This window comes from Achromobacter spanius (genome assembly GCF_003994415.1).
Lineage (GTDB): Bacteria > Pseudomonadota > Gammaproteobacteria > Burkholderiales > Burkholderiaceae_B > Achromobacter > Achromobacter spanius_C.
This window is the reverse complement of the sequence record NZ_CP034689.1, coordinates 1,066,870-1,091,795: the sequence shown is the minus strand read 5'-3', so window position 1 is coordinate 1,091,795 and position 24,926 is coordinate 1,066,870. Positions and strand designations below refer to the sequence as shown.

Annotated in this window: 20 protein-coding genes, 1 tRNA gene and 1 pseudogene; 14 read left to right on the top strand and 8 right to left on the bottom strand. The window is 63.4% G+C overall.

Going from position 1 to position 24,926, the window contains the following annotated elements:
- Window positions 1-4: 4 nt before the first annotated feature.
- From ELS24_RS04930 to ELS24_RS31210, 3 genes are all read right to left on the bottom strand, one after another.
- Window positions 5-652, bottom strand: coding sequence for an OmpA family protein (locus tag ELS24_RS04930; protein WP_127183558.1), 648 nt, complete (start codon window positions 650-652; stop codon window positions 5-7).
- A 129-nt stretch (window positions 653-781) separates the two neighbouring features.
- Window positions 782-1,390: a hypothetical protein gene (locus tag ELS24_RS04925; protein WP_050447526.1), complete on the bottom strand. Its 609-nt coding sequence runs from the start codon at window positions 1,388-1,390 to the stop codon at window positions 782-784.
- A 12-nt stretch (window positions 1,391-1,402) separates the two neighbouring features.
- Window positions 1,403-1,873: a hypothetical protein gene (locus tag ELS24_RS31210; RefSeq protein WP_240669455.1), complete on the bottom strand. Its 471-nt coding sequence runs from the start codon at window positions 1,871-1,873 to the stop codon at window positions 1,403-1,405.
- A 78-nt stretch (window positions 1,874-1,951) separates the two neighbouring features.
- Here ELS24_RS31210 and ELS24_RS31205 point away from each other — a divergent pair, with 78 nt between their 5' ends.
- The 3 genes from ELS24_RS31205 to ELS24_RS04905 all read left to right on the top strand — a co-directional run bounded on the left by ELS24_RS31205 (window position 1,952) and on the right by ELS24_RS04905 (window position 4,779).
- Complete coding sequence (locus ELS24_RS31205; protein WP_240669453.1) at window positions 1,952-2,194, top strand: OmpA family protein; 243 nt, start codon at window positions 1,952-1,954, stop codon at window positions 2,192-2,194.
- A 268-nt stretch (window positions 2,195-2,462) separates the two neighbouring features.
- A complete protein-coding gene (locus tag ELS24_RS04910; RefSeq protein ID WP_428839680.1) occupies window positions 2,463-3,959 on the top strand; it encodes an NfeD family protein in 1,497 nt (498 codons plus the stop codon).
- Window positions 3,960-3,999: 40 nt separating this feature from the next.
- The gene (locus tag ELS24_RS04905) at window positions 4,000-4,779 is read left to right on the top strand and encodes a slipin family protein (RefSeq protein ID WP_050447530.1); all 780 of its coding nucleotides are present in this window, start codon (window positions 4,000-4,002) and stop codon (window positions 4,777-4,779) included.
- Window positions 4,780-4,866: 87 nt separating this feature from the next.
- On the opposite strand, the gene ELS24_RS04900 is transcribed toward ELS24_RS04905, so the two are convergent.
- Window positions 4,867-4,942: transfer RNA gene (locus ELS24_RS04900), tRNA-Lys, on the bottom strand.
- A 174-nt stretch (window positions 4,943-5,116) separates the two neighbouring features.
- On the bottom strand, window positions 5,117-5,863 hold the full coding sequence (locus tag ELS24_RS04895) for a 3-oxoacyl-ACP reductase family protein (protein WP_127183556.1): 747 nt from the start codon (window positions 5,861-5,863) through the stop codon (window positions 5,117-5,119).
- 114 nt (window positions 5,864-5,977) lie between these two features.
- Here ELS24_RS04895 and ELS24_RS04890 point away from each other — a divergent pair, with 114 nt between their 5' ends.
- A complete protein-coding gene (locus tag ELS24_RS04890; protein WP_050447551.1) occupies window positions 5,978-6,625 on the top strand; it encodes a TetR/AcrR family transcriptional regulator in 648 nt (215 codons plus the stop codon).
- An 11-nt stretch (window positions 6,626-6,636) separates the two neighbouring features.
- Window positions 6,637-8,235 (top strand): sensor domain-containing diguanylate cyclase, encoded by a 1,599-nt coding sequence (locus tag ELS24_RS04885; protein ID WP_127183555.1) that lies wholly within the window; start codon window positions 6,637-6,639, stop codon window positions 8,233-8,235.
- Between the two features lie 56 nt (window positions 8,236-8,291).
- Here ELS24_RS04885 and ELS24_RS04880 read toward each other — a convergent pair whose 3' ends face one another.
- Window positions 8,292-10,367: an AsmA family protein gene (locus tag ELS24_RS04880; protein WP_127183554.1), complete on the bottom strand. Its 2,076-nt coding sequence runs from the start codon at window positions 10,365-10,367 to the stop codon at window positions 8,292-8,294.
- A gap of 261 nt (window positions 10,368-10,628) precedes the next feature.
- Here ELS24_RS04880 and ELS24_RS04875 point away from each other — a divergent pair, with 261 nt between their 5' ends.
- Window positions 10,629-12,554 (top strand): LTA synthase family protein, encoded by a 1,926-nt coding sequence (locus ELS24_RS04875; protein ID WP_127183553.1) that lies wholly within the window; start codon window positions 10,629-10,631, stop codon window positions 12,552-12,554.
- Between the two features lie 15 nt (window positions 12,555-12,569).
- On the opposite strand, the gene ELS24_RS04870 is transcribed toward ELS24_RS04875, so the two are convergent.
- The gene (locus ELS24_RS04870) at window positions 12,570-13,175 is read right to left on the bottom strand and encodes a DNA-3-methyladenine glycosylase I (RefSeq protein ID WP_050447556.1); all 606 of its coding nucleotides are present in this window, start codon (window positions 13,173-13,175) and stop codon (window positions 12,570-12,572) included.
- 208 nt (window positions 13,176-13,383) lie between these two features.
- On the opposite strand from ELS24_RS04870, the gene ELS24_RS04865 reads away from it, so the two are divergent.
- Window positions 13,384-13,845 (top strand): YkgJ family cysteine cluster protein, encoded by a 462-nt coding sequence (locus ELS24_RS04865; RefSeq protein WP_050447557.1) that lies wholly within the window; start codon window positions 13,384-13,386, stop codon window positions 13,843-13,845.
- A 20-nt stretch (window positions 13,846-13,865) separates the two neighbouring features.
- On the opposite strand, the gene ELS24_RS04860 is transcribed toward ELS24_RS04865, so the two are convergent.
- The gene (locus tag ELS24_RS04860) at window positions 13,866-14,282 is read right to left on the bottom strand and encodes a hypothetical protein (RefSeq protein ID WP_127183552.1); all 417 of its coding nucleotides are present in this window, start codon (window positions 14,280-14,282) and stop codon (window positions 13,866-13,868) included.
- A 35-nt stretch (window positions 14,283-14,317) separates the two neighbouring features.
- On the opposite strand from ELS24_RS04860, the gene ELS24_RS04855 reads away from it, so the two are divergent.
- From ELS24_RS04855 to ELS24_RS04830, 7 genes and pseudogenes are all read left to right on the top strand, one after another.
- A complete protein-coding gene (locus tag ELS24_RS04855) occupies window positions 14,318-15,229 on the top strand; it encodes a LysR family transcriptional regulator (RefSeq protein WP_127183551.1) in 912 nt (303 codons plus the stop codon).
- Between the two features lie 187 nt (window positions 15,230-15,416).
- Window positions 15,417-17,027: a methyl-accepting chemotaxis protein gene (locus ELS24_RS04850; protein WP_127183550.1), complete on the top strand. Its 1,611-nt coding sequence runs from the start codon at window positions 15,417-15,419 to the stop codon at window positions 17,025-17,027.
- Between the two features lie 147 nt (window positions 17,028-17,174).
- Window positions 17,175-17,462, top strand: coding sequence for a ClpX C4-type zinc finger protein (locus ELS24_RS04845; protein ID WP_050447560.1), 288 nt, complete (start codon window positions 17,175-17,177; stop codon window positions 17,460-17,462).
- A gap of 303 nt (window positions 17,463-17,765) precedes the next feature.
- Window positions 17,766-18,053 carry a hypothetical protein gene (locus ELS24_RS04840; RefSeq protein WP_127183549.1) on the top strand — a complete coding sequence of 96 codons (288 nt, stop codon included), beginning with the start codon at window positions 17,766-17,768 and terminating at the stop codon, window positions 18,051-18,053.
- Between the two features lie 12 nt (window positions 18,054-18,065).
- Window positions 18,066-18,200, top strand: a pseudogene (locus ELS24_RS31680) (hypothetical protein); the annotation flags it as partial.
- Between the two features lie 33 nt (window positions 18,201-18,233).
- Window positions 18,234-20,762 (top strand): autotransporter outer membrane beta-barrel domain-containing protein, encoded by a 2,529-nt coding sequence (locus ELS24_RS04835; RefSeq protein WP_240669452.1) that lies wholly within the window; start codon window positions 18,234-18,236, stop codon window positions 20,760-20,762.
- A 367-nt stretch (window positions 20,763-21,129) separates the two neighbouring features.
- On the top strand, window positions 21,130-23,916 hold the full coding sequence (locus ELS24_RS04830) for an autotransporter outer membrane beta-barrel domain-containing protein (RefSeq protein WP_127183547.1): 2,787 nt from the start codon (window positions 21,130-21,132) through the stop codon (window positions 23,914-23,916).
- Window positions 23,917-24,926: the final 1,010 nt, after the last annotated feature.

Genomic DNA, 24,926 nt, shown 5'->3' with positions numbered 1-24,926 from the left:
GGCCTTATTGCTTGACGGCGTACAGATAGATTTCCACGCGGCGGTTCAGCGCGCGCCCTTCGGCGGTGGCATTGTCGCCAATGGGATCGTTTGGCCCGCGCCCTTCCGTGCTCATGCGGCCGGCGGCCACGCCCTGCTTGGCCAGGTAGTCCGTCACGCTCTTGGCGCGGTTGACCGACAGCGTCTGGTTATGCGCCAGCGAACCGGTGCTGTCAGTGTGGCCCACCACCTTGGCGCGCAATTCGGGATGCTGGTTGAGCGAACGCCCCACGCTGTCCAGCACCGGCAGCAAGGCCGGCTTCAACTGCGTCTTGTCGGTATCGAACGACACGCCGCTGGGGATGTTGACCTTCAGGCTGCCATCGGGCATTTCAACGACGTCGATGCCCAAGGACGAGGCGCCCGACTTCTGCACGTCTTCCTTGACGACCTTCCAGTTGTAGCCCACCAGGCCACCCGCCACCGCGCCGATGCCGGCGCCGATGGCCGCGCCCTTGCCGTGCCCGATCAGCGCGCCGATGCCGGCGCCCAGCGCCGCCCCCGCGCCCGTTCCCACGGCAGTATTGGTTTGCTGTTGCGTGGCGCAGCCGGCCAGCAGGGCCCCCGCCGCCGCCACCACCGCCATCCGGTTGAGCATTGTTCTTGAGTTCATGGCAACCTCCACGATTCCTACGTGCGCCGGGTTATTCCGGCGTCGTCCATGCTAGCAAGGGCATGCCACGCGACCCGCAACATTTTGTACTGGCGGCGGACGGCACGCCCCCTGGTTCAGCCCCCTGCTTCAGCCCCGCCTGCCGACCAGCATCGCCAAGCCGAACAACGCGCCCAGGCCGCCCACGATCGCCAGCGAGATCGACGGCTCGCGCATGTTCAGCGCCATTACCGCCGCCGCGACGCCAAGGCCGGTGATAAGCGCACCCACCATGCGGCCGCCGGTGGAACCATAGAAATGGGTGCGGCGCGCGGGTTCGGTGCCGGCGGGCTGGCGCTGTTGCCAGGCGTTCAGCGCCTGTTCGAAGTCGCGCAGCAAGCGCTCACGGCTAGGCAGGTCCACCGCGCTGACCAGCAGCGTCGGCAGGCCCGGGCGGATCAGTTTCAGGTAGTCGTCCGTGCCCCAGCTTTTCAGGTCGGCAAAGGCAATCGGGGCGCGCCGTGAAAATTCCAGCCCATCGGGCGTGACCTTGACGGCATTGCGAGTGGGAAAGCCCTTGAACGCCACCAGCGGCGGCACCAGCAGGCCCAGCACCGCCAGCACGATGGCCAGCACGATCGGCCCCCGATTGAACACCACCAGCATGAAGCTGCCGGCCGCCAATGCGAAGGCCAAAGGCACCGACAGTTGATGCCAGCGCGTATAGACGGCCGCCTGGATACCTTCGTTGCTATTCATGCTTGTGCCCTGTCAATTTTCGGCTCTTACAAGATTGGTGCCATTGCCGCCCACCGGCAGCGATCGGACTTCCGGCATGCGTTCCGGATCCGGCCAGAATTCCACCTTGAGAAACGCTTCGGTGAAGATGTCGTCATCAACCAGGACCTCGGTGCGCAACACCGCGTAGCCATTATGAACTTGGAACTGCACCGAATCTTCCCACGGCTTGCTGGTGAATTCGATGGGCTGGCTGCGGTCCTTGCGTACCCAGCGCCAGATGTCGGCCCACCCGGGGCGCGAGCTCAGGCTGTTCACATAGTCGTCCGCCTTATCCATCCACGTCCTGGGGTCGGGCCGGCCAGCCACCATCTGCGCCTGCGACGGCGCGCGGTTGAAATCGTCCAGTTCGTCCTCGCGCGTCGCGTACATCTCGCGGCCCCCGAAGCCGCCCGCGCCCGCCGTGCGGAAAGTGGCCAGTCGCAGATTCAGCCGCAGGTTCATCGTGAACGCGTCGCGGCCATACCACCAGGGTTCGCCACGTCCCCGAACCCCACTCTCAAGATCGTCAACGGCCTGCGTGTGTCGGCCAGCAAGGACGAACAGGATGTGCTGGACAACCAGCTGAGCGACCGTGTCGTGGAATTCGAGACCGGCAGCACCATCCTGGCGCTGAGCCAGACGCGTGCGGACGCGGTGCGGGATTATCTGGTGGACAAGGGCATGCCGGTGTCGCGCTTAGAGGCCATGGGCGCAGGCCCCGACCAGCCGGTGACGACCAACGCGCCGGCGGAGGGGCGCGCGCCGGACGGCACGTATCTGTAATACCGGGCGGTAGCCCAAGCCATAAGCCGAGCGTGGAAGGCGTGCAGAACGTCAGCTCGGATCGCATGACCGCACTGGAAGGCATGCGCACGTCTTGCGGCGCGACACTGATCGCCAGCCAAAATTTTTATCAGCTTGAGTTTGGGTAAGGGCCGGGGCCCCGCCCTCTTGCGATATCCCGCTATTGGCCGCGCACCAATAATGGGAGTACCGTGCATAGATATGGGAGGCAGCAATTTCCCCTATGCACCCCGGAGGGACCCAGCTCATGGTCATTGGTCGACCTCAGCGGCCGGCGGCCCGAACGCCTTCGATGCTCTGCCTTTTATGGGGCATCGCGTTGTTATGGACGTTGGCAAGCGCCAGCGCCTGGGCCGAAACCCCGCCAGATAGCGCTCAGCCACGATCCGCCGTGGTGCTGTCCCTGGACGGCATCGTCGGCCCCGCCACGGCGGATTACCTGGTTCGCGGCCTGGCGGCGGCACACGAACAGAATGCCGCCGCCGTGGTGCTGCGTATTGATACCCCCGGTGGGCTCGATGTCTCGATGCGCGAGATCATCCGCGCCATACTCGCGTCGCCGGTTCCGGTGCTTGCCTATGTCAGCCCCAACGGCGCGCGCGCGGCCAGCGCCGGCACCTACATTCTTTACGCCAGCCATATCGCGGCAATGGCCCCCGCAACGAATCTGGGGGCCGCCACGCCCGTTGCGTTGGGCGGAGGCTTTTCCAAGCCGGCCGAGAAGGATCCGGGTTCCGCTGACAAGTCCGCTGATAAGTCCGCCGACAAGCCTGGCGACAAGTCCGCGGCGGAGCAAGCCGAACGCAAACCACGCGCAGCGCCCCCCAAGGACGCCAGTGAATCCAAGGCCGTGAACGACGCCGTCGCCTACATCCGTTCTCTGGCCGCCTTGCGCGGACGCAATGCCGACTGGGCGGAAGACGCCGTGCGTTCAGCGGCCAGCCTATCAGCCAGAGACGCCCACGCGCAGAAGGTGGTTGACCTGATCGCCGACGACATCCCGAGCCTGCTGGACCAGGCCGACGGACGCACCGTCAAGGTCGGCAACACCGATACCGTGCTGCAAACCAAGGGGCTGCGCGTGCAGCACAGAGAACCCGATTGGCGCACCCGCGTGCTAAGCGTCATCACCAATCCCAACCTGGCGCTCATGCTGTTGATGGTGGGCGTATACGGCCTGATATTCGAGTTCATGAACCCCGGAGCGCTATATCCCGGCGTCGTCGGCACGATATGCCTGCTGGTCGGTCTCTATGCCTTGTCGGCGCTGCCGCTGACCTATGCCGGACTCGCCCTGGTCTTGCTGGGCGCCGTGCTCATGGTGGCGGAAATATTCACCCCATCAATCGGCATCCTGGGGATAGGCGGCGCGATTTCCTTCGTGCTGGGTTCCCTTTTGCTGGTGGACACGGATGCCCCTGCCTACGAGGTATCGCTACCCCTGGTGACGGGCGTAGCCGTGGCAAGCCTGGGGATGACGTTCCTGATCGCCCGACTGGCGCTGCGCTCGCGCCGCGCGCCGATCGTCAGCGGCGCCGAAGCGCTGATCGGGCAGCGCATCAAAGTGCTTAGCTGGGAAGGGGAACAAGGCCATGTAGCCGCGGCCGGAGAACGCTGGCGCGCGGTTGGCCCAGCAGGCCTGGCGCCAGGCGACACGGTCGTGATCGCGGCCGTGCACGGCGTGACCTTGCATGTGCTGGCGGCCCCCCCTCTTCGCCCATCCGAGCCTGCCCAGGGAGGATGACGGTTCGACGCCCACATCCACACTTTTTCAGGAGCCTGCCATGTTTACGCAACTCGCCTTCTACGGCCCCATCGTTGTCCTGATAATCGGCATCTTTGCCCTATCCATCCGGATCCTGCGCGAATACGAGCGCGGCGTGATCTTCACGCTGGGCCGCTTCACCGGCGTCAAAGGCCCTGGCCTGATCCTGATGGTTCCGGTGATCCAGCAAATGGTGCGCGTGGACCAGCGCATGAGCGTCTTCGACGTGCCCAGCCAAGACGTCATCTCGCGCGACAACGTCTCGGTCAAAGTGAATGCCGTCATCTACTTTCGCGTCATTGATCCGGAACGTTCCGTGATCCAGGTAGAGAACTTCCGGCAAGCCACCAGTGAACTGGCGCAGACGACCCTGCGCTCGGTCCTGGGCAAGCATGACCTGGACGAAATGCTGTCGGAGCGCGACAAGTTGAACAACGACGTGCAAGAGATCCTGGACGCTCAGACCGACGCCTGGGGCATCAAGATGGCGAACGTGGAGATCAAGCACATCGACCTGAATGAAAGCATGATCCGCGTCATCGCCCGCCAGGCCGAGGCCGAACGCGAACGGCGCGCCAAGATCATCCACGCCGAAGGTGAAGAACAAGCCGCCCAGATGCTGCTGAACGCCGCCCGCACGCTGGCGCAGCAGCCCGAAGCCATGCAGTTGCGCTACCTGAGCACCCTGGCCATGATCGGCGCGCAGAACAACTCCACCATCGTGTTTCCCTTTCCCACCGAGCTTGGCCAGGTGCTGAAGGGGATGGTGGGGAAGAGTCAGGGGGATGCGTCGGAGTAGGAGCAGGGGCTGGGACCGTGTTTTTTGGATGCAACGCGGAAAACAAAAAGGCCGTTAACGATTGCTCGTTAACGGCCTTTGAAATTCTGGTGGGCTGTGAGTGGCTCGAACACTCGACCTACGGATTAAGAGTCCGCTGCTCTACCAACTGAGCTAACAGCCCTGCAATTCACGCCACTTCAATTCGTTTTCAACTGCGCCGGTTAGTCGATATTTGCGATCGGTATCCGGTGCCGCTGGCTGCGTTTCGTTGTGTGTGCAGTGCGAAGAAGCAAGATTATATGTAGGTTTTTTTGTTTGTGCAAGTCACACGCAAAAAACTTTCATCTCCGTGACATCAGGCGGCGTATCCGCCGTCCACCGACAGGCTTGCCCCCGTCACATACCGCCCATCGGGGCCCGCCAGAAACGACACCATGCCGGCGATGTCGCGCGGTTCGCCGTAGTGCGGCAGGGACAGCACGGCGACCAGATCGCCTGCGCGTTCGCCGTTCGCGGGATTCATGTCGGTATTGATCGGGCCGGGGTGGACCACGTTGACGGTGATGCCGCGCGGGCCCAGGTCGCGCGCCAGGCCTTGGCTCAGGCCGATCAGCGCGGACTTGCTGGCCGCATACAGCGCCACGCCCGGGCGGCCCGCGCGCTCGGCCAGGCAACTGCCGATGCTGATGATGCGCCCGCCGTCCGGCATGGATGCTTGCGCGGTGCGAATGGCGACGAAGGGTGCGCGCACATTGATGTTCATGGTGCGCTCGTAGTCGTCCAGGCTGGTGTCGCCGATGCCGCCGGTGACAAAGATGCCTGCGTTGTTGACCAGCACAGCCACCGGGCCCAGTGCGTCGATGGCCTGCTCTACCGCTTGTCTTACTGCCAGAGCATCTTCGGCGTCTGCCTGAATGGCGACAACCCGGCGTCCGTCCACCGACAGTTCTCGGGCCAGTGCTTGCGCCGTGTCGGCGGAAGACGCGCTGACGTAGGTGAAGGCCACGTTGGCGCCGTCAGCGGCCAGGCGCCGCACGATGGCCGCGCCGATGCCGCGGCTGCCGCCCGTTACGAATGCCACGTTGCCGTTCAAGTTGCCCATGCTGAATCCTTAATTTGTAGTGATCGATACAAATATCATCGCCGCACACGATTTCTTTCGTCAACAATTTTTTATCGATCAACACAAAATAGGCGTCGCGGGTAAAATCCCGCCATGGCAGAACGTGGGCGTCCCCGGAACTTCGACCGGGACCAGGCCTTGCAAAAGGCCATGGAGGTTTTCTGGTCGAAGGGATATGAAGGCGCATCGCTTGCGGATTTGACGGAGGCGATGGGGATCAACTCGCCCAGCCTATACGGCGCATTCGGCTCAAAAGAAGGACTATTCCGCGAAGCCGTGGCGCTGTACCGCGACACAGCGGGCGGGTCGTCGCGGCGCGCACTGCAAGACGGCGCCACCGCGCGCGATGGCATCCAGGCCATGCTGATGTCGGCGGCCGAACGCTATACCGCCCCCGGCACCCCGCCCGGCTGCATGATCGTGTTGGGCGCGCCGTCCGGCAGCGAGCACCACGACAGCGTCGGCGGATTCCTCTGTGATAACCGCCGCGAAATGCAAAGCCGCATTCACGCCCGTTTGACGGCAGGCATCGATAGCGGCGAGTTGCCTGCCGACACAGACTTGAAGGGCCTGGCGGCCTTCTACACGACCGTGCTGCATGGCATGTCGATCCAGGCGCGCGATGGCGCCAGCCGCAAGACGCTGCAATCCGTGGCGCGCCAGGCCATGTGCGCTTGGGACGCGCTGACGGGCAGCCGCCCGCCGTCGGGCGTCCCGCCGGCCGGCAACGCCCGTTCCTGACGGATACCGCGATGTTCCGCCTTGACCTTCGGCGCCTGATCCTGTGGATCTGTTTGCTGTCGGTGGTATTGGTGCTGGCGGGCGGGCTGCATGCCAGTTATCTGGTGCAACGCGATCTTTTGCTGCACAACGCGCTGGAGGTCAACCGCGCCTACGCGTCCAAGCTTGCCATCACCACCGACCTGTTCCTGGCGGACCTGCGACGCTACCTGGCGTATAGCGCCGACGCACTGACCGACATGGAATCCCAACCGGAATTGATGGCCGTGGAAACGCAGCGGCAGCAAGCGCAACTTGGGCACTTCAATTCCAGCATGGTGGTGTCACCCACCGGCAAGGTGATCGCGGTGTCATCGGCCAACCCGAACCTGCTGGGGCTGCAACTGGCCAGCGAGGCGTCTCAGCAGGCGATCCGCACGCAGCAGCCCGCCATCAGCGAACCCTACCAGGCCAACAACGGCCGCTGGCTGATCCTGTATTCGCATCCGATTTTCTCGCGCGACTACCGCTACCTGGGTTATATCGCCGGCTCGCTGTACCTGCATGAAGACAACGTGCTGGATCGTCTGCTGGACAAGCACTTTTACCGAGACGATTCCTATCTTTACGTGATGGATCGCAATGGCGTATTGATCTATCACCCAAACCGCAGGCTGCTTGGCCAAAAAGCGCCCGACAACGAAAGCTCTGCTGCCGCGCGCCGTGGAGAAACCGGCGAAAAGCGCTATACGGACGCCCAGGGCAATGACATCCTGGCCGGCTATGCCCCGGTGCCCAGCACCGGCTGGAGCATCATCGCGGAACGGCCCGTGACCAGCACCTTGCAGCCCTTGGCCGACCTGTTGATCGCCACGGCCCGCAACACACTGCCCTTGCTGCTCCTGTCCATCGCCACGATCTGGGTGTTGTCGGGCTGGATTGTGCGTCCGCTTGGCGAGCTGGCCAGCATTGCCCGCCGCATGCAGGACCCGGATTCCGCCGACAGCCTGCGCGGCGTGCGGTCCTGGTATTTTGAAGCGGCCGAGCTCAAGCGCGCGTTGCTCATCGGTCTGGCGCCGATTCATCACAAGATACGAGACCTGCGCCGCGAAAGCACCACGGATACGCTGACGGGTCTGTTAAACCGCCGAGGCCTGGATGAGGCCATGGCGCTGCTGCAAGCGGAAGGATCGCCCGTGGCCGTGCTGGCCGTCGACGTTGACCGCTTTAAATCCATCAATGACCGTTTTGGCCACACGGCTGGGGACCGCGCGTTGCAGGCGTTGGCCGCCGTCATGAGCGAAGGCTCGCGCGCGGGAGACACGCTGGCGCGCGCCGGTGGCGAAGAGTTCGTCATGCTGATGCCGGGCGCATCGCTACGATCCGCGGCGGCGGCGGCCGAGCGCCTGCGCCATCGCACTGCCACGCAGCAAATGCCCGACGCCATTGCATCGCGCATCACGATATCGGTGGGCGTGGCGCGCTTTCCCGACCATGGCGCCACACTGGAAGCGGTCTGCCAACGCGCGGACCAAGCGCTTTATCACGCCAAGAACCACGGCCGCGACGCCGTCTGTGCCGCCGACGACACAGCGCCCGAGGGCGTGCGGCGGGTGACGCCGGACGCATAGCCCCAAGACCGCACGATGCGGCTTGCACCCAGCCTGACAGGCGACCCGCAAGCCGGCTATTTGCCCTTGGGCGCGGATGCGGCCGGCGGCTTGCGCATCTGTTCCAGCAACGGTCCGCAGGTATTCTCGTCGTTTGTGCTGGGCGCGATCAGCGCCAGCAAGCCTGCCGCGGGCGTCAGCAACACGCCCAGCGCCACCATGCCCGCGCCACGCGCGGCCAGTGGCCCCACATGCACGCCCACATCAGGGTCGCCAAAGGTGCCGCGCACGTACAAGGGAGAGCGCAGGGAAAAGATGCGGAAGCCCTTGCTGTCGGGCGTGATGTCCAGGTCCATCTTTTCGTTCTTGAAGTCGGCGTTGCCGCTGATGCTGACCAAGGCATTTTCGGTGTCGAATACGAACACGCGCGGCGTCATCACGCCGTTCTTCATGGCAAGGTCGGCAGCACCGCAGTTGATGTTGACTTCGTCGTCGCCAAACAATTTTGAGACCACGTAGTTGGCCACGTTCAAGCCGGCAATCTCCATCAGGCTGCGGCTGATGACGCCGTCGTTGACCAGCATCTTGACGTCGCCGGTAGCCGTGCCCAACAGCGCCGCCACCGAATTGCCGGTGCCGCTGACGGCCATGTCGCCATTGAGTTCACCCAGTGTTTTCTGCATGGCTTCGGTGGCCGGGAACAGTTGCTTGAGCCGCAGGCGGCGCGCGCGCAGGTCCACGCGCCCGTCCATGACTTCGCGCGCGCCGTCCAGCTTGATGGTGCCGCCAATGGTGCCGCCGGCGATGCCGAAGCGGAACGGGTCCAGCGTCAGCTTGCCGTCCTGAAGCACCGCATGCACCGACAAATCGGACAAGGGCAGCTTGCTGTCGTGAACGATGCGCCCCGCATTCAATTCAACGTCGGCGTCCATGTCGCGCCAGCGGTCGGTGCGGAACGCCTGCGTGGGCAGCACCTTGCCGCCCTTGGGCTTGGCCGGTGCGTCCTTGGACTGGTCCGCCGGGGCTGCCTTCGTGCCGTCGGCCGGCACCCCGATCAGCGGGCCCAGGTCCACCATGCGCAGTTGCGTGGAAACCAGCTTGCCGGTGAGCTTGGGCCGGGGTGCGCCCAGGGCAAACGTGATGTCGCCGTGCAGGTCGCTATTGCCGACCTTGCCATTGAAGTCCTTGTAGTCGAACACCGCGCCACCGGGATTCTTCAGCCTGGCCACCAGGTGCCCATCGGTGGAATACGGCGGTGTATCGGGCAGCGTGACGCCGGTCAGCGGGTACAACTGCGCCATGGACGCGCCGGCAAGTTGCAGACGCAGGTCCAGCGCGCCCAGGTTGGCGGGGTCGGTCAGGGTGCCGGTGACCGAGGCCTTGGTGCCGCCCACGGACACGTCGGCCTGCACGGGAAAGGGTTGCTTGGGATCCTGCATGGCCAGCATGCCGCCGACCTTGCCTTCGCCCTGCGTCGCCAGTCCCTTGAATTTGCCGTCCACCTTCCAGCCAAAGACATAGTCGCGGGGCGCGGGCGCCTGCCCGTCCTGGGGCACGAAGGCGGCGCCGGCCACATCCGCGAAAGGCACGGGTTTGCCCAAGGGATCCACCAGCACCGTCAAGTCCGCCTTGAGGACTTCGTCGACATAGCCGACCCGGCCCTTGTCGAACCCGATCTCGTTGATATCCAGCACCCAGGGCGACGGCTCACCAGACTCGGGCAGGGTGAAGACCCAGTTGGCGCGGCCATCGGCCAGCCGTTCCAGATCGGCGGCGGGCTCGGTCAACTGGATCTTGCGGATGACCACGCGCTGGCGCAGCAGCGGCAATGGCGCCAAGCTGAATTCGCCGCGCTTGAGCGTGGCGAAATGCGGCGCCTTTGCCCATGGCGCATTGCCCACGGAGATATCGTTGGCAACGACGTGCGGCCATGGCACCCAGGCGCGCCATCCGCCCTCGGTGGGCTCGCGCCCCCATTCGACGCTCAGGTCGCCATTGATGGCGAAAGGCCGCCCGATGGCGGCGCTGGCGCGTTCGTTGATCATGGGCTTGGCGCGGTTCCAATCAAAGGTAGCGATCACCACCACCAACACCAGCACGATGAGGGCCATAGCCCCTACAATCCCGATCGCTATTTTTCTTGTTCGCGTCATGGTTATCATCCTTGGCGTTATGGCCAGCCTGCCGCCGCTGGCGCTCGTTACCATCAAGGGTATCGCGGCCAAACAGCAGGATTAAGCTTGCCGGCCCCATAATGTGTGCGGATCTTTCCAGATGAAGGTCGCGGGTTTAAGGGGCGATACGCTTGCCGTCGCGTCTGCACGCAGCATGCGGCGTGCCTGGCGTGGCGGACGGGCCGCAGCGTAGTTACAAAGCGAAATGGCTTCGGCCGTTTCGAACAACCTGGAGGCCCCATGCGGCATTCAACCTTGATTTTTGTGGTGGCGGCGTTTGCGCTACTGACGCTTAGCCGCTTGGCGCTGGCCGCCTGGCAGTGGCAGCGCGTGCGCAATGCTGGCGGCCTGTTCCCCTTGTTGCTGGGCGGGCTGCGCATCGACGCGCACCAGATTGCCGTGCTGGCCGCCTTGCCAGCGGTGTTGTCGCCCTTTCTTGGCCACTTTCCCATTGCCGCGACGATTGCCGGCTACTGGTATCTGGTCGCCTTCATCCTGCTGGCGTTCCTGGAAGTGGCCTCGCCGCCTTTCATCCTGGAATACGACTCGCGCCCTAACCGCCTGTTCGTTGAATATCTGAAGCATCCGCGCGAAGTCTCTGGCATGCTTTGGCGCGGCTACAAGCTGGCGCTGCTGGGCGGCTTGGGCGCGCTGGCCGTCATTGGGTGGGGCGCATTCAATCTGTTCGGCCATGCCCAACCCGACGCGCAGCTTGCGTGGTGGCAAATGCCGATAGCCGGCTTCGTTATCCTGGCCGTCGTCATTCTTGCCATTCGCGGCACACTGAGCCACCGCCCCATCAACCCGTCGTCAGTGGCCTATTGTTCGGACGGCATGCTCAACACGCTGGCGTTGAACTCGCTATACAACGTGTTCTACGCCGTCTACAGCATGAAGAACGAAAAGTCGGCGTCGGCGGTTTACGGCGGCATGGACGAAGCCAAGATGCATGAGCGGGTGCTGGCGCAGTCCGGGCTGCCCAACCCGCCGGCCAACCCCGACTACCCCAGCCTGCATCGCCAGCCTGCCACGCGCAAGACGGCGCGCCCGCTGAATCTGGTGATCATCCTGGAAGAAAGCCTGGGCGCGCAGTACAGCGCGGCGCTGGGCGGCGCCAACCTGACGCCGGAACTCGATGCGCTGGCCGCCAAGGCCTGGACCTTTACCCGCGCCTACGCCACCGGCACCCGTTCCGTGCGCGGGCTGGAAGCGGTGACCACCGGCTTTCTGCCGACGCCGGCCCAAGCCGTCTTGAAGCTGCCTCGCTCGCAACGCGGCTTTTTCTCGCTGGCCGACCTGCTGGGGCGCCATGGCTACCATTCGCGCTTCATCTATGGCGGCGAATCGCACTTTGACAACATGAAGGGCTTCTTCCTGGGCAACGGCTTCAAGCAAATCGTTGACCGCGCCGACTTCGTCAACCCCGCCTTCGTGGGCACCTGGGGCGCCTCGGACGAAGACATGTTCAATCAGCTTGACCGCCTGCTGCGCGAAGACGGCGACAAGCCCACCTTCACGCTGGCCTTCAGCGTATCGAACCACTCCCCTTGGGAATACCCCGCCGGGCGCATCCAGACCGAAGGCAACCCGGCCACCGTGGAAAACACGGTGCGTTATGCGGATTGGGCGCTGGGCCAGTTCTTTGAACGCGCCAAGGCCTCGCCGTATTGGGAGAACACCGTGTTCCTGGTGGCGGCCGACCATGACTCGCGCGTGTTCGGCGCCAGCCTGGTACCCGTGCGCCACTTCCATATTCCCGCCGTGATCCTGGGCGCGGGCATTGACGCGCGCCGCGACGACCGGCTGATCAGCCAGATCGACCTGCCCCCCACCCTGCTGTCCTTGATAGGTGTGGACACCGAGCACCCGATGATCGGCCACGACCTGACGCGCAGCACCCCGGGCCGGGCCATCATGCAGTACGACAACACCTACGGGTATCTGAAGGAAAACGACCTGCTGGTGCTGGCTCCCAACAAGACGCCGGTGCAGTACCGCTACACCGCGCCGGAAGACTATGCGCCCGTTGCCCTGAACCCCGAGCTGGCCACCGAGGCGCTGGCGCATGCGCTATGGCCCAGTTGGGCGTACCGCGAAGGGCGCTACTGCCTGCCGGGGCACAGGCCCGACACCGCCGCCGCGCCCTCGCCGGCGGGTCCGCTATAACGGCAGCGGCCTTGATTACAGCGGCCTTTTGAAGCCCTGGCGCGCCTTGTCACTGAGCGCATGGCAATGGCAGCCCGGGCTGTGGTCATTGACCATGCCCACCGACTGCATGAAGGCGTAGACGGTGGTGGGGCCCACGAACTTCCAGCCCAATTTCTTCAGCGCCTTGGACAAGGCGATGGACTGTTCCGAGGTCGAGGCGCCCAAGTTGGACGACGCCCCCGCCGGCGCCTCGAAGCGCCAGAAGAACGCGGCAAGCGACCCCTCTTTGTCTATCATTTCCAGCGCGCGGCCCGCGTTGTTGATGACGGCTTCGATCTTGCCCCGATGGCGCACGATGCCGGCGTCGGCCAGCAAGGCCTGCACCTGCTTGTCGCCAAACTCCGCAACCTGGGCAGGGTCGAAATTGGCGAAGCCACGGCGGAAGGCTTCGCGCTTGTTCAGGATGGTGCGCCAACTTAGCCCTGACTGAAAACCTTCCAGGCAAAGCTGTTCGAACAGTGCGCGGTCGTCGCCTTGCGGGCGACCCCATTCGGTGTCGTGATAGGCCATGTATTCGGCGGACGTATCCACCCAGCCGCAACGGGCAAGGCCGTCGGGGAAATCGTTTTTGGCGTTCAAGATAAAGCTCCAGGCGGCGGTCAGGCACCGATGCTACCGCAGCAACGTCCCTGAAAAAAGTCGTAGCGGCCGCGGTCGGAATCCCGCTACTATTTGCAGCGCTGATCCCGCGCCGGCCATGTCCCGGCGCGCCCGGATCCCCCTACGGGCTTGCGCCAATGCAAGCCCGTTTTGCGTCTGCCCCCCCCCACATGTCGCCACCCCCAACATGTCGCTGCTAGAGACCGCTGTCCTTACCTTCGTGTCGCCCGCCGTCCTGGCCGGCGACAAGCCGGACGCCAACCCTTGCCTGGATTGCGGAGCCTGTTGCTCGCATTTCAGGGTGTCGTTCTATGTCGGCGAACTGGCTGGCGAAAACGGCGGCCATGTGCCTTTGGAACTGGTGACCCAGATGAGTCCCTTGCGCGCCTGTATGAAGGGCACCGAAATGGGCGGCGGCCGCTGCGTGTCCTTGCGCGGTGAACTGGGGCAGCCCGGCATCCACTGCGCCATCTACGAAAATCGCCCGACGCCTTGCCGCGAATTCGATATCTGGATGCCGGATGGATCACCCAATCCGGACTGCCAGCGCCTGCGATTGGGCTTGGGCCTGCCGCCGGTGGCGCCCCGCCCCGACGCGGAAAACGACCCGCAAGGCCCCGTGCATCCGGATCAGCCGGCGGCGGCTTAAAGCGCCTGCAGCTCAGCGAGTTAACGCGTGGGCGCCATGCCGAAGGCGGCACGGAAGCTGCCGATGCAGGCGCTGGAGCTTTCATAGCCGAGCGGACGCGATAGCCATGTGAAGCATGGCATGGCCCACGCAGAATTCGAATGAACCCCGACCACTTTTTCTTTCACGACCGATCCCGCTTTTCCATCGTGACCGCCAAGCACGGCTAAAAGATGGCGCGCGCCTTCGGGCGCGCTTTGCATTTCAGCCCCCCCTGTCTGCCCGTCTGCCGTGTCTGCCCACAACGCAGCCGCATACCCGAGGTTGCCGAAATTAGAATGCAATATTGATAATTTTGCGATTGTGGCAGAAGGTGTAGCTGGCATAAATTGCACGCTTGCGAAGGCCGTTTCCGATGCCATCCGCCCGCGCGCGCCGATTTTGCGGCTGCCAAGCACCTGGACTCGACATTGAGATTTACGGCTCCCCATCAATGAAGCGATTCCACTTCGACAGCACAGCGCTTCGTTATTTCCTCACCGTCGTCGACACGGGGTCCGTCAATGGCGCCGCCGCAAGGCTGAACGTCGTCAGTTCCGCCGTCAGCCGGCAGATCGCGGGCCTGGAACAGCGACTGCAAAGCCAGTTATTCGAACGGCACCCAAAGGGCATGCGCGTGACCGAGGCGGGCCGCATCCTGGCGGACCACGCGCGCCGCGTGGAAGCCGACGCGGCACGCACCTACGCCGAGATCGGCGGACATAACAGCCGCTACACGCAGACCGTGAAAATTGCTGGCGCCCATGGCGTCGCGGCGTGTGCGCTGCCGCCGAAGTTTGCCGCTTTCCAGGCTCATCACCCGTGCGTGCGCTTTCACTTGACGGTCTTGGACGCCGGCCTGGTCACCGAACGTGTGCGCTCTGCACAGGCAGACATCGGGGTGACCTACAGCCACGCCGCTGAAAAAGACATCGCCGTGGTCTACGCGCGCCAGGCTGAGATCGTCGCGGTGATGCGGCCCGGCCATCCGCTGGCTTCCCACGGCACGGTGCAACTGACCCAACTCTCGGCGTATCCGCTGGCGCTACCCGACGGCGCCAGCGCATTGCGGCGGCTATTGGACACGGCCGCAAGTCTGTACAACACCACCCTGTCGCCGGCTTTTACGTCCAACCATCCCGAAGCCGTCTACCACTATGTGCTGGCGGGCGATGCGGTGACCTTGTGCGCGCGATTGACCGCGGCGTCACAACTGAATGACGGCAAGCTCATCTGCCGCCCGATTGAGGACGCCCTGCTCAACGGCGGGCAAATCCAGGTCCAGACCCATGTGTCCCGGCCGCTGCCCGACGCCGCCCACCGCTTTCTGCACTTCATGCGCAGCCACACTGCGGATTTGTTCTGACCGCCACGCGATGCCGCCCCCTGGGCGCTGGCGCCTCGGGTCGCGCCTTTGCGTTGCCGAAACAAGAACAGGCCAGTGAAAAATGATCAATTGTTAAATTTGTAATGCATATTTACATTTGACGCGGGTTTATCACCAGATCACGGTGGCCAGCGTTTGCCTGGCCACCTTTGCAGGAGCCACGCGCATGCTTAAGAACCTAAAAATTCGAACCGGACTGTTCGCCGTCCTGACCCTCTTTGTCCTGGCCTTGGCGGGTACCACCACCATGGGCTGGTCTTTCGTCAAGGCGGCCGACGATGCCGTCGACGACTTGAACCTGGTGTCCACGGAACAGACCCGCCCGCTTTATGAAACCCAGGTATTGCTTCTGCGCACCCGCATCACGCTTGTGGCCGCCTATCTTGATGTGCAGGCCGGCCGCGCCTCCCAGGCGCAGGCCAGCGTAGACCAGGCCACCAAGTTTCTGGCCGACGCGCGTCAGCGTTATGCCGTCTTTCAGCGTGTGCCCAAACTGTCGGACGCCGCGCGGAAGATGACGGCTGACCTGGACGGAGTGTTCGACGCCTACGTGCGCAGCATCGACGCGTTGGGGGACGCCCTGCAAAAGCAATCCGCCGACAATTACGTGAACGCCGTGGCGCAGGCCCGTACCGCCGATGCCCAATTCGAAGAACGGGTCAGCGCCATCCTGAACCACACCGAGCGCCGCGCCATCGAGATCAATGACGACTCGGACCGACGCTACCTGCAAGCCGAAGCCGCCGCCATCGTCATGTTGGGCCTGGCGCTGATCCTGGCGATCGGATGCTGGCGGTTCATCAGCCGCCAGGTGCTGTCGCCCCTGAAAGACGCCGCCGTGCACTTTGACCGCATCGCTTCGGGCGACCTGACGCACCGCGTGGCTGCCATGGCCGACAACGAAATCGGCGTGTTGTTCGCGGCCTTGAAGCGGATGCAGGAGAGCTTGACGCGCACCGTGGCCGAAGTCCGCCGCAGCGTGAATGAAATCAACACCGGCGCGGCCGAGATCGCATCGGGCAACACCAATCTGTCTTCGCGCACGGAAGAACAGGCCGCTTCGCTGGAAGAAACCGCCGCCAGCATGGAAGAACTGGCCACGGCCGTGAAGCAGAACACCGCACACGCCCACCAGGCCAACGCACTGGCCGCGGAAAGCCGTGGCGTGGCGATGCGCGGCGGCGACGCGGTGAATCAGGTAGTGCAGACCATGTCCCGCATCTCGGACAGTTCGCGCCGCATTGCCGAGATCGTCTCCGTCATCGACGGCATTGCATTCCAGACCAACATCCTGGCCCTGAATGCGGCGGTGGAAGCCGCCCGAGCCGGCGAACAAGGCAAGGGTTTTGCGGTGGTGGCGGGCGAGGTGCGGTCATTGGCGCAACGCAGCGCGCAAGCCGCGCGCGAGGTCAAGGACCTGATTGAGCAATCCACCGGCAATGTCGATAGTGGCGCCGAACAAGTGCGTCAGGCGGGCGACACCATGCAGGAGATCGTCTCGTCGGTGCAGCGCGTGACCCAGATCATGGCCGAAATCACGGAAGCCTCTACGGAGCAGTCGCAGGGCATCGACCAGATCAACCGGGCCGTTACGCAGATGGACGACGTGACCCAACAGAACGCCGCGCTGGTGGAGCAGGCCGCCGCGGCCGCCTCCTCGCTGGAAGAACAGGCCAAACGCCTGGCTGCGACCGCCGCATTCTTCAAGGTGCCGGCCGAAACGATTATCGACGTCACCCCGCAACCCGTCGCGTTACACCGCGCTTACGCCAGCTGAGCGGTGTGGCCAGACTCATGCTTTTGTCTTAGGACATTTGTCCTGGGACAGATTCCGGTTTAAGACTTGGCTCGGCAGGCCGTTGTCTTAGGGTAAGGCGCCGCCATCCGACGGCGCCACGCCCCCCGACGATGAGCCGCCAGCCGCATGAACCGCGCACTCGCCTGTATTTTTTGCCATTCAACGCTGGCCCAAGGCGCGCCGCTGCTTGAAAAGAATGGCGCCGCCATCTGCAAGGCTTGCGTAGAGCAATTCTCCGAACGCTTTGCCGAACGGGCCTGGGTGATGGCCGCCACGCTGGAAGAACAGCTGGATGTGCTGCTGGAGGAAAGCCAGCGCGCGTTGGCCCAAAGTGAATCGCTGTCCGAACGTGCTCGCAGTTGTGGATTAAGCCTGCATGCGTTGTCGGGCGTATCAACGCGCACGCCGTCCTGACATAAAAAACCGCCCCATTCTGGACTTGGAAAAATTAAGGGACGTATAACAACCCGAGATATAGGCGGTTATTTCTGCGCTTTTTGGGCTTTTGAACCTGTCAGCTATTCGTAAGATACCTCGCGCGCGTGCAAATCCCAGTATCGCCCGCGCGATTGGCAAGCTTGAGTCACCGCATTCCGTTCGCGCCAATTCAATAATCTGCAGGGCAGCGAGCCATTCCACGTTTTTATCTTGTGCTTGTTGACTGACGGCAGGGGCCGCGCCCACGCCGTCGCCCACATAAATTATTGAAAAGCGAAAATGCCTCCTTACCAGTTGAAAAAAAGGGCGATGTCCCTCGCCCTGCAAGCGCTTGGCCTGACCGGCGCCTGCACGTTGAGCCTGACCGCCACTTCGCCGGCAACGGCCCAGAACATTACGTGGAACGGTACGCAAAGCAGTAATTGGCAGGACCCGCTGAATTGGTCGTCGGCATCGCTTCCGATTTCAACCGGTTATCTATTTATCAATAGCGTGACGCCTAACGCACCGGTTATCGACAACAGCAGCGCGCTGGCAGGCACAATATTTCTTGGCGCAATCGGTTGACCCTCGCTCACCTTGCAAAATGGCGGGCAGTTAACCAGCGGCACCGCCATTATCAGCAACAGCACGAATGGTTTCACGGCTGGCGTTTCTGAGCTTGAATCCGGCACGGCCACCGTTAACGGCCTTGGCTCCCAATGGAATGCGGAAGCGTTAAACGTTGGCTTTTATGGCACGGGCACGTTGAACATTACGGGCGGCGGCAAAGCCATCGCGTCCACCACTGTCTCGCTGGGATCCCACGTGGGATCCCACGGCACGCTGAATATTTCGGGCGCAGGCAGTTCTTTGCAGTCCGGGCAACTCACCGTCAGCGACAACGGCGTCAGCCTCCTTGCAATTTCTGATCACGGCACGGCACAAGCCTCCGGCCTGCTGATGGCCAATAGCGCTGGCTCGCAAGGCACCGTCGAAATCACTGGTCCCGGGGCTTCGCTGACGACAACCGGCGGCATGACAATTGGCTCCCGTGGTATGGGCACGGTAGAGATCAAGGGTGGCGCCTCGGCCACGTCCGGAGCCCGAACCTACGTCGGCATGTACGACGGCGGCGTTGGCAAGCTATCGGTTTCCGGGGCCGGCAGCCAGTTTTCTTCGTTGAACGATTTCATTTCGCTGGGCCTCAACACAGGATCAAAGGGCGAACTGATCGCAACCGATGGCGCCCTGGTCGATGCGTTTCAGATCATCGCCGGTTTCAATGCATCCACCGAAGGCACCATCATCGCCGACGGCCCGCAGACCAAACTCAGAACCTCCAGCATCTTCCTCGTTGGCTATAACGGCGACGGCACCGCCACGGTGTCCAATGGCGCCACTATCGAAACAGCGAACCGACTCCGAATTGCCGATGTCGCGGGTTCGACCGGCACCGTGAACATCGGCGCCGCCGCGGGTGATGCCGCGACGGCCCCGGGCGTGGTGCTGGCAACGTTGGGGGTGCGCTTTGGCAACGGCACCGGCACGCTGGTCTTCAACCATTCCAGCACCGACTACGTCTTCGCCCCGGCCATCAGCTCCCTGTCTCCCGGCATGGGCACCATCAATGTGCTGGCGGGAAAGACCACACTGACGGGCGATTCAAGCGACTTCAGCGGCCAGACCAATGTGTTGGGCGGCGCCCTGACGGTAAACGGCAAGCTCGGCGGTGCGCTGAACGTGGCCAGCGGCGCGTCACTGCACGGCGTGGGCCAGGTCGGCACGACCACGCTGCAAAGCGGCGCCACCCTGGCGCCGGGCAAAGTCGGCGGCACGCTGAACGTGGCAGGCGACCTGACGTTCTCGCCGGGTTCCACTTACCAAGTGGCGGCCGATCCGCAATCATCGACCAGCAGCCGCGTCGTGGTCAGCGGCACGGCGAATCTGGCGGGGTCGGCGGTCCATATCGGGCCGGACGGCGGGTTCCAGGCCCAACGCGAATACACCATTCTTAGCGCGGGTACGGTCAATGGGCAATTCGGCAGCGTATCGTCCAACTACGCCTACCTGGACCCGGCCCTGCGCTACGACGCCCAGAACGTGGTGATGCAGCTTAGCCGCAAGCAGGGGCCCGGAGGCCGCCCCATTACCTTTGCCGACGCGGCGCAAAGCGGCAACCAGCGTGCCGTGGCCAACGCCCTGGACAGCCTGCCCGCGGGCAATCCGCTGCACGACTACATTCTGACGCTGCCTGAAGGCGAGACGGCCGCGGCCTTCAACAGCTTGTCGGGTGAAGCGCACGCGAGCGTCACGTCCAGCTTGACCGGCTTTAACAACACGGTGCGTACCGTGCCCCTGGCCTACCTGCGCGCCAATCTGGGCGCGGGCATGCGGGCGGGCGCTCCCACTGCGCAAGCCGGCGGCACCCTGTCCGCTTCCGCCTTGCCCTCCTCTAACGCGCAGCCCGCCTGGGCCGAGGTCATTGGCAATTGGCAGACCTTGAAGGGCAATAGCGATGCCGGACAAGTCCGCCAGAAGACAGGCGGTGTCTTCGCCGGGGTCGACCACGCCTTGGGCGGCGGCTGGCGCCTGGGCGGTGCGCTGGGCTTCACCGACAGCAACATCCGCGTGGACGATCGCTCGTCCCAAGCGGACGTTGCCGGCTACAGCGCGGCGTTGTTTGGCGGCAGAGTGTTCGACGTCGGCCCCGGTAAATTGAACCTGATGGCGGGCACGTCCTACACCTGGCACGACATTTCCACCGAGCGCCATGCCAGCGTCTCCGGCGTGTCGCAGACACTGAGCGCCGACTATGGCGCCAGCACCACCCAACTGTTCGCAGAACTTGGCTACGCCCTGCCCGTCTCGGAGCACGTCAGCCTTGAACCCTTTGCCGGCCTGGCCTGGAGCGACACGCGCAACCGCGGATTCTCGGAGTCTGGCGGTTCGGCTGCTCTGCGTGGGCAAGGCAACAGCAGCAAACAAACCACCAGCACGTTGGGCTTGCGCGCATTGACGGACTTCACGGTCGGACAAACCGAAGGCCGTCTGCAGGCCACCTTGGGCTGGCGTCACGCTTTTGGTGATGTGCAGTCCCAAACCGTCATGTCTTTCGACGGTGGCCAGGCCTTCAGCGTGACGGGCGCTCCCATCGCGCGCGACGCCGCCTTGGCCGAGCTTGGCGTCGAAACCGCCATTACCAAAAACGCCACCATCGGCCTGACCTACAGCGGCCAATTCGGCAGCGGCAACCGTGAAAACGCGGGTTCGCTGCATATGACCTGGCGATATTGACCCTCCAATCCCCGCATTCAGAGTTTGAATGCGGGGATGCGGGATCCAATCCTTGCGTCAAAACGTTTCAGTGCGAATTTGTCTTTCAATAATAATTAATGTTTCAAGTCGCACCATTTATATAACCAGGATGGCATCCAAAACTGATTAATTAATATGTTGGCTGGTATCCAATACCGCTATATTTTTTAATCTGGATGGTATCCATTCATTAATTCTTGGTTATATAAAAAAACTGAGATAAATTGCGTCCTTTTTTCGATAGCCCCTTAGGCTCAAGCAGTTTGGCTTGTTACGTTGCAATACGTTTAAAGCCATTCAGCATTATTTGAGCCTCGGATTATTAATCGAGATAAAGGATGCAGTTTTGAACTACGGCACGAAGAAGTGGCTGACGGCGACGCTGGCGCTCGGCACGACATACTGCGGCGGCGTCATGGCCGCCGACCTGACCGTTTCCCCGGGCAATACCCAAGTATTCGATGGCTCGGCCAATTTTCCCGGCGGTATTGACGTCAATGGCGGCACGCTGGTGATCGGCGGCAATGGCGGTGGCGCCGGTGTCACGCTGGGTGGAAACGTCAACGCAACATCAAACGGCATCGTCGCCGGCTTCGGCTCCATCAATGGCGACCTCAACGTGACGGGCGCGCGAGTTGCGCCCGGATACGAAGTCGGCACGCCGACCGGGGTTTCCAACGGCAATCTGGTCGTCAACGGCAACCTGTCGATGAACAACGCCGAATTCGCCTTCGAGACCGGCTATGCGGGTTTGCCCATCACGCAGCCCGGCACCGGCGACAACATCACGGTCAGCGGCAACGCCGCCATCAACAACACGACCTTGAACGTCACGGTAAACACCCTTGGCGTGAATGCCGGCTATTACCGGATCCTGTCCTACGGTGGCACCTTGAGCGGCAACGGCCTGACGCTGGGCAGCGTTACCGGCGACTCCACGCCCGCAGCCACCATTCAATCGCTGACGGGCGACAAGCAGATCAACCTGATCCTGGGTCCCAGCACGACCAACTTGTGGAATGGCGACGGTGTGGCGTCCGCAACGCGCGCGGGCGGCGGCAGCGGCACCTGGACCGCCGCCAGCACGAACTGGAACAGCCCCAGCAATGCCACCGGCGCCCTGCCCGACGGCGGCTACGCCATCTTCACGGGCGCGGCCGGCACGGTCACCGTGGATGGCAGCGCGGGCCCCGTGCGCGTGTCGGGCCTGCAGTTCGCCACCGACCGGTACCGCCTGCAAGGCGCGCCCATCACCCTGGTCGGCAGCGGCGGCAACCCGCCGGTCATCGTGGTGGGTGACGGCACCTATGCGTCGGGCCAATTCGTCGACATCATCGACAACCCGCTGCAAGGCACCCAAGGTTTCGTCAAGACCGGACCCGGCTCGGTCATCCTGACCGCCGACAGCAGCGGCTTGACCGGCCCCATCCTGATCGCCGACGGCGCGCTGGAAATCGATGGCAAGTTGAACGGCCCCGTCGATATCGGCCGCGAAGTTGTGCTGGCCGGTGTCGGCCAGTTGGGCTCCACCACGCTTTACCCCACCGCCGTGGTGTCGCCGGGCAATGACGGGTCGCCCATCGGCACGCTGACGATCAACGGCAACCTCACCTTCGGCGAAAACGCCATCTATCGCGTGCATGCCGATCCGGCCAGCAGCGCCAGCGACCGCATCCACGTCACCGGCGTGGCTTATCTTGATGGCAGCGTGGCGCACGTGGGCCCCAACGGCACCTATGCGCCGCGCACCACCTACAACATTCTGACGGCCGACGGCGGCATACAGGGCAGGTTCACGGGCGCATCAAGCGCGTATGCATTCTTGACGCCCACGCTCAGCTACGACGCGAATAACGCCTTCATGACGCTGACGCGCAACGACGTGCCGATTGGCAGCGTCGGCGAAACCAACAACGAAAGCAGCGTGGGCGATGCCCTGGACCAGGAAGACCCGCCCGTCAGCGCAAGCGGATCGCCGTCGAACGGGAACGGATCGCCCTCCCCCGAAGCCGGCTCGTCGCTCATCGCCAGCGGCAGCACCGCGGGCAACAACACTGGCGCCAGGCAGGTGACGACGGCGGTTCTTTCCATGACGCCGGCGCAAGCGCGCTCGGCGTTGACACTGCTTTCCGGCGAAGCGTACGCAAGCACCGCCAGCGTGTTGCAAAGCCAGGGCGATACCGCGCGCACGTTGCCGCTGGCCCACCTGCGCGGCAACCTAGACGCGCCGATGCTGGCAGGACGCCCGACGGCCCAAGTGGGTTCACCGTCGTCCGACGCACTGCCGCAAAGCGGCGCTTATCCCCTCTGGGCGCAAGCGTTTGGCAATTGGAGCAAGTTTGGCAGTGACGGCAACGCGGCCAGCGTAAGCCAGTCGGCCGGCGGCTTCTTTGTGGGCGGCGACGGCGCCGTGGGCAACGGCTGGCGTTTGGGTGGCGCGGTAGGCTACACCGGCAGCCACAGCTCGGTCGCGGATGCCGCGTCGCGCAGCAGCGTGGACAGCTATACGGCCACCATGTTCGGCGGACGAAACTTTGCCGCCGGCCCAGGCCACATCCGCTTCATGGCCGGCGCAGCCTATACCTGGCACGATATCGACACCAAACGCGACATCGCGGCAGGCAGCCTGAACCAGCGGCTGGAGTCTTCGTATCACGCCTCATCGACGCAATTGTTCACCGAGCTTGGCTACAAGCTGCCGCTGAACGATGCCACCAGCATCGAACCCTACGCCGGCCTGGCCTGGAACCAATTGCGCACGCGCGACTTCCAGGAATCGGGTGGTACGGCGGCATTGCACGGGTCGGGCAACACCGACGACGTGACAAGCACCACGCTGGGTCTGCGCGGCACCTGGGATTTCGAATCCAATCGCGCTCCCGGCCGCCTGACCGCAACGCTGGGCTGGCGCCACGCAATGGGCGATGTGACACCCAAGCAGCAACTGGCGTTTGAAGGCGGCAGCACGTTCTCGGTAACGGGCGTTCCCATCGCGCGCAACGCCGCCGTGTTCGGCCTTGGCGTCGACATGTCCATCGCCCGCAACACCACGGCAGGCGTGGCCTACGACGCGCAGTTCGGCGGCGGCAACCGGCAACAGTCGGGCATGCTCAAGTTGGCAATGCGCTTTTAAACCCATGCGCTAGGGCTTAGCGAAAGCAATAAAAAGCACTACGTGCGAACCGCCCCCGAAAGCCGGACACGGATCCGACTGTCGGGGGCAACGCCGTGGGACTTACTGCGCCGACAGATTCAGCTTCTTGATTCCATCGCCGACACGCTTGATCTCTGACTGGTAGAACTGCTCCAGCTCGGAGCGCCGAGGTTGCGCTGGCGCACGGCAAACGGGGGCGTCTTGTCTTTGCAGTACAGGGTGATACTGGGCGGAGCGTCTACGCTCTAGGGCATGGGCACATTGATGCGTACCGCAGGCGAAAAAAAACGCCGCTAAGTGACTTAGCGGCGTTTTCTTGGCATTGCAATGTTCTGTGGTGGGCTGAGCGAGACTCGAACTCGCGACCAACGGATTAAAAGTCCGCCGATCTGCAAATCCCTGTAAGTCACAATGTCTTTTTAATCAACGACTTGCAGTGATAGCCCTAATCCATCAACTGGACATTCAACCAGGGATTTGCAGAGATTCAGGTTCATTTTCAATGATTATGGACAAGATCTGGTCAAAGCCGCCATCAGGCTCGTCACACGCTCCCCCCGTGGGCCATCCCGTCTCTGGCCGCTTCAGCAAGCCCTCCGTTTAACCCTTCAATCCCCGCCGCGCTCTCCCGAAACCATATTGAGGCCAACGGGACGGCGTCCCCCTCGTGCACTGAATCGCTTGCCTCCCATTGGGGGCAAGCGTTCGCGCTCGTCAAAATCGAACGCAGGAGCCCCGTATGGCCAAGTCGCCCACGGCCTATCCCACGGCCGCCGCCTTTGAATTCCCTTCTACGGCTCGCGCAGCACGTCACGCAGCCCGGACATGGTTCGAAACCGCTCCCACTCTTACTCCCGCGCAATTCCGTGATCAGCAATTCCGGGACCATTGCAAAGACAAGCCCGACTCTGCCCTTGAGCGCAGGATCCGGCGGGCGGCCTTCAGACAGGCGTTCGCCGAAGCTATGGGGCATATCGTCGTAGAAGAAG

Excerpts from the sequence above, each read along its gene's own strand:
- ELS24_RS04905 (WP_050447530.1), top strand. The coding sequence starts at position 4,000 with ATGTTTACGCAACTCGCCTTCTACGGCCCCATCGTTGTCCTGATAATC.
- ELS24_RS04890 (WP_050447551.1), top strand. The coding sequence starts at position 5,978 with ATGGCAGAACGTGGGCGTCCCCGGAACTTCGACCGGGACCAGGCCTTG.
- ELS24_RS04850 (WP_127183550.1), top strand. The coding sequence starts at position 15,417 with ATGCTTAAGAACCTAAAAATTCGAACCGGACTGTTCGCCGTCCTGACC.
- ELS24_RS04885 (WP_127183555.1), top strand. The coding sequence starts at position 6,637 with ATGTTCCGCCTTGACCTTCGGCGCCTGATCCTGTGGATCTGTTTGCTG.
- ELS24_RS04925 (WP_050447526.1), bottom strand. The coding sequence starts at position 1,390 with ATGAATAGCAACGAAGGTATCCAGGCGGCCGTCTATACGCGCTGGCAT.
- ELS24_RS04865 (WP_050447557.1), top strand. The coding sequence starts at position 13,384 with ATGTCGCTGCTAGAGACCGCTGTCCTTACCTTCGTGTCGCCCGCCGTC.
- ELS24_RS04875 (WP_127183553.1), top strand. The coding sequence starts at position 10,629 with ATGCGGCATTCAACCTTGATTTTTGTGGTGGCGGCGTTTGCGCTACTG.
- ELS24_RS04845 (WP_050447560.1), top strand. The coding sequence starts at position 17,175 with ATGAACCGCGCACTCGCCTGTATTTTTTGCCATTCAACGCTGGCCCAA.
- ELS24_RS04855 (WP_127183551.1), top strand. The coding sequence starts at position 14,318 with ATGAAGCGATTCCACTTCGACAGCACAGCGCTTCGTTATTTCCTCACC.
- ELS24_RS04910 (WP_428839680.1), top strand. The coding sequence starts at position 2,463 with ATGGTCATTGGTCGACCTCAGCGGCCGGCGGCCCGAACGCCTTCGATG.
- ELS24_RS04840 (WP_127183549.1), top strand. The coding sequence starts at position 17,766 with ATGCCTCCTTACCAGTTGAAAAAAAGGGCGATGTCCCTCGCCCTGCAA.
- ELS24_RS04930 (WP_127183558.1), bottom strand. The coding sequence starts at position 652 with ATGAACTCAAGAACAATGCTCAACCGGATGGCGGTGGTGGCGGCGGCG.
- ELS24_RS04880 (WP_127183554.1), bottom strand. The coding sequence starts at position 10,367 with ATGACGCGAACAAGAAAAATAGCGATCGGGATTGTAGGGGCTATGGCC.
- ELS24_RS04895 (WP_127183556.1), bottom strand. The coding sequence starts at position 5,863 with ATGGGCAACTTGAACGGCAACGTGGCATTCGTAACGGGCGGCAGCCGC.
- ELS24_RS31210 (WP_240669455.1), bottom strand. The coding sequence starts at position 1,873 with ATGAACCTGCGGCTGAATCTGCGACTGGCCACTTTCCGCACGGCGGGC.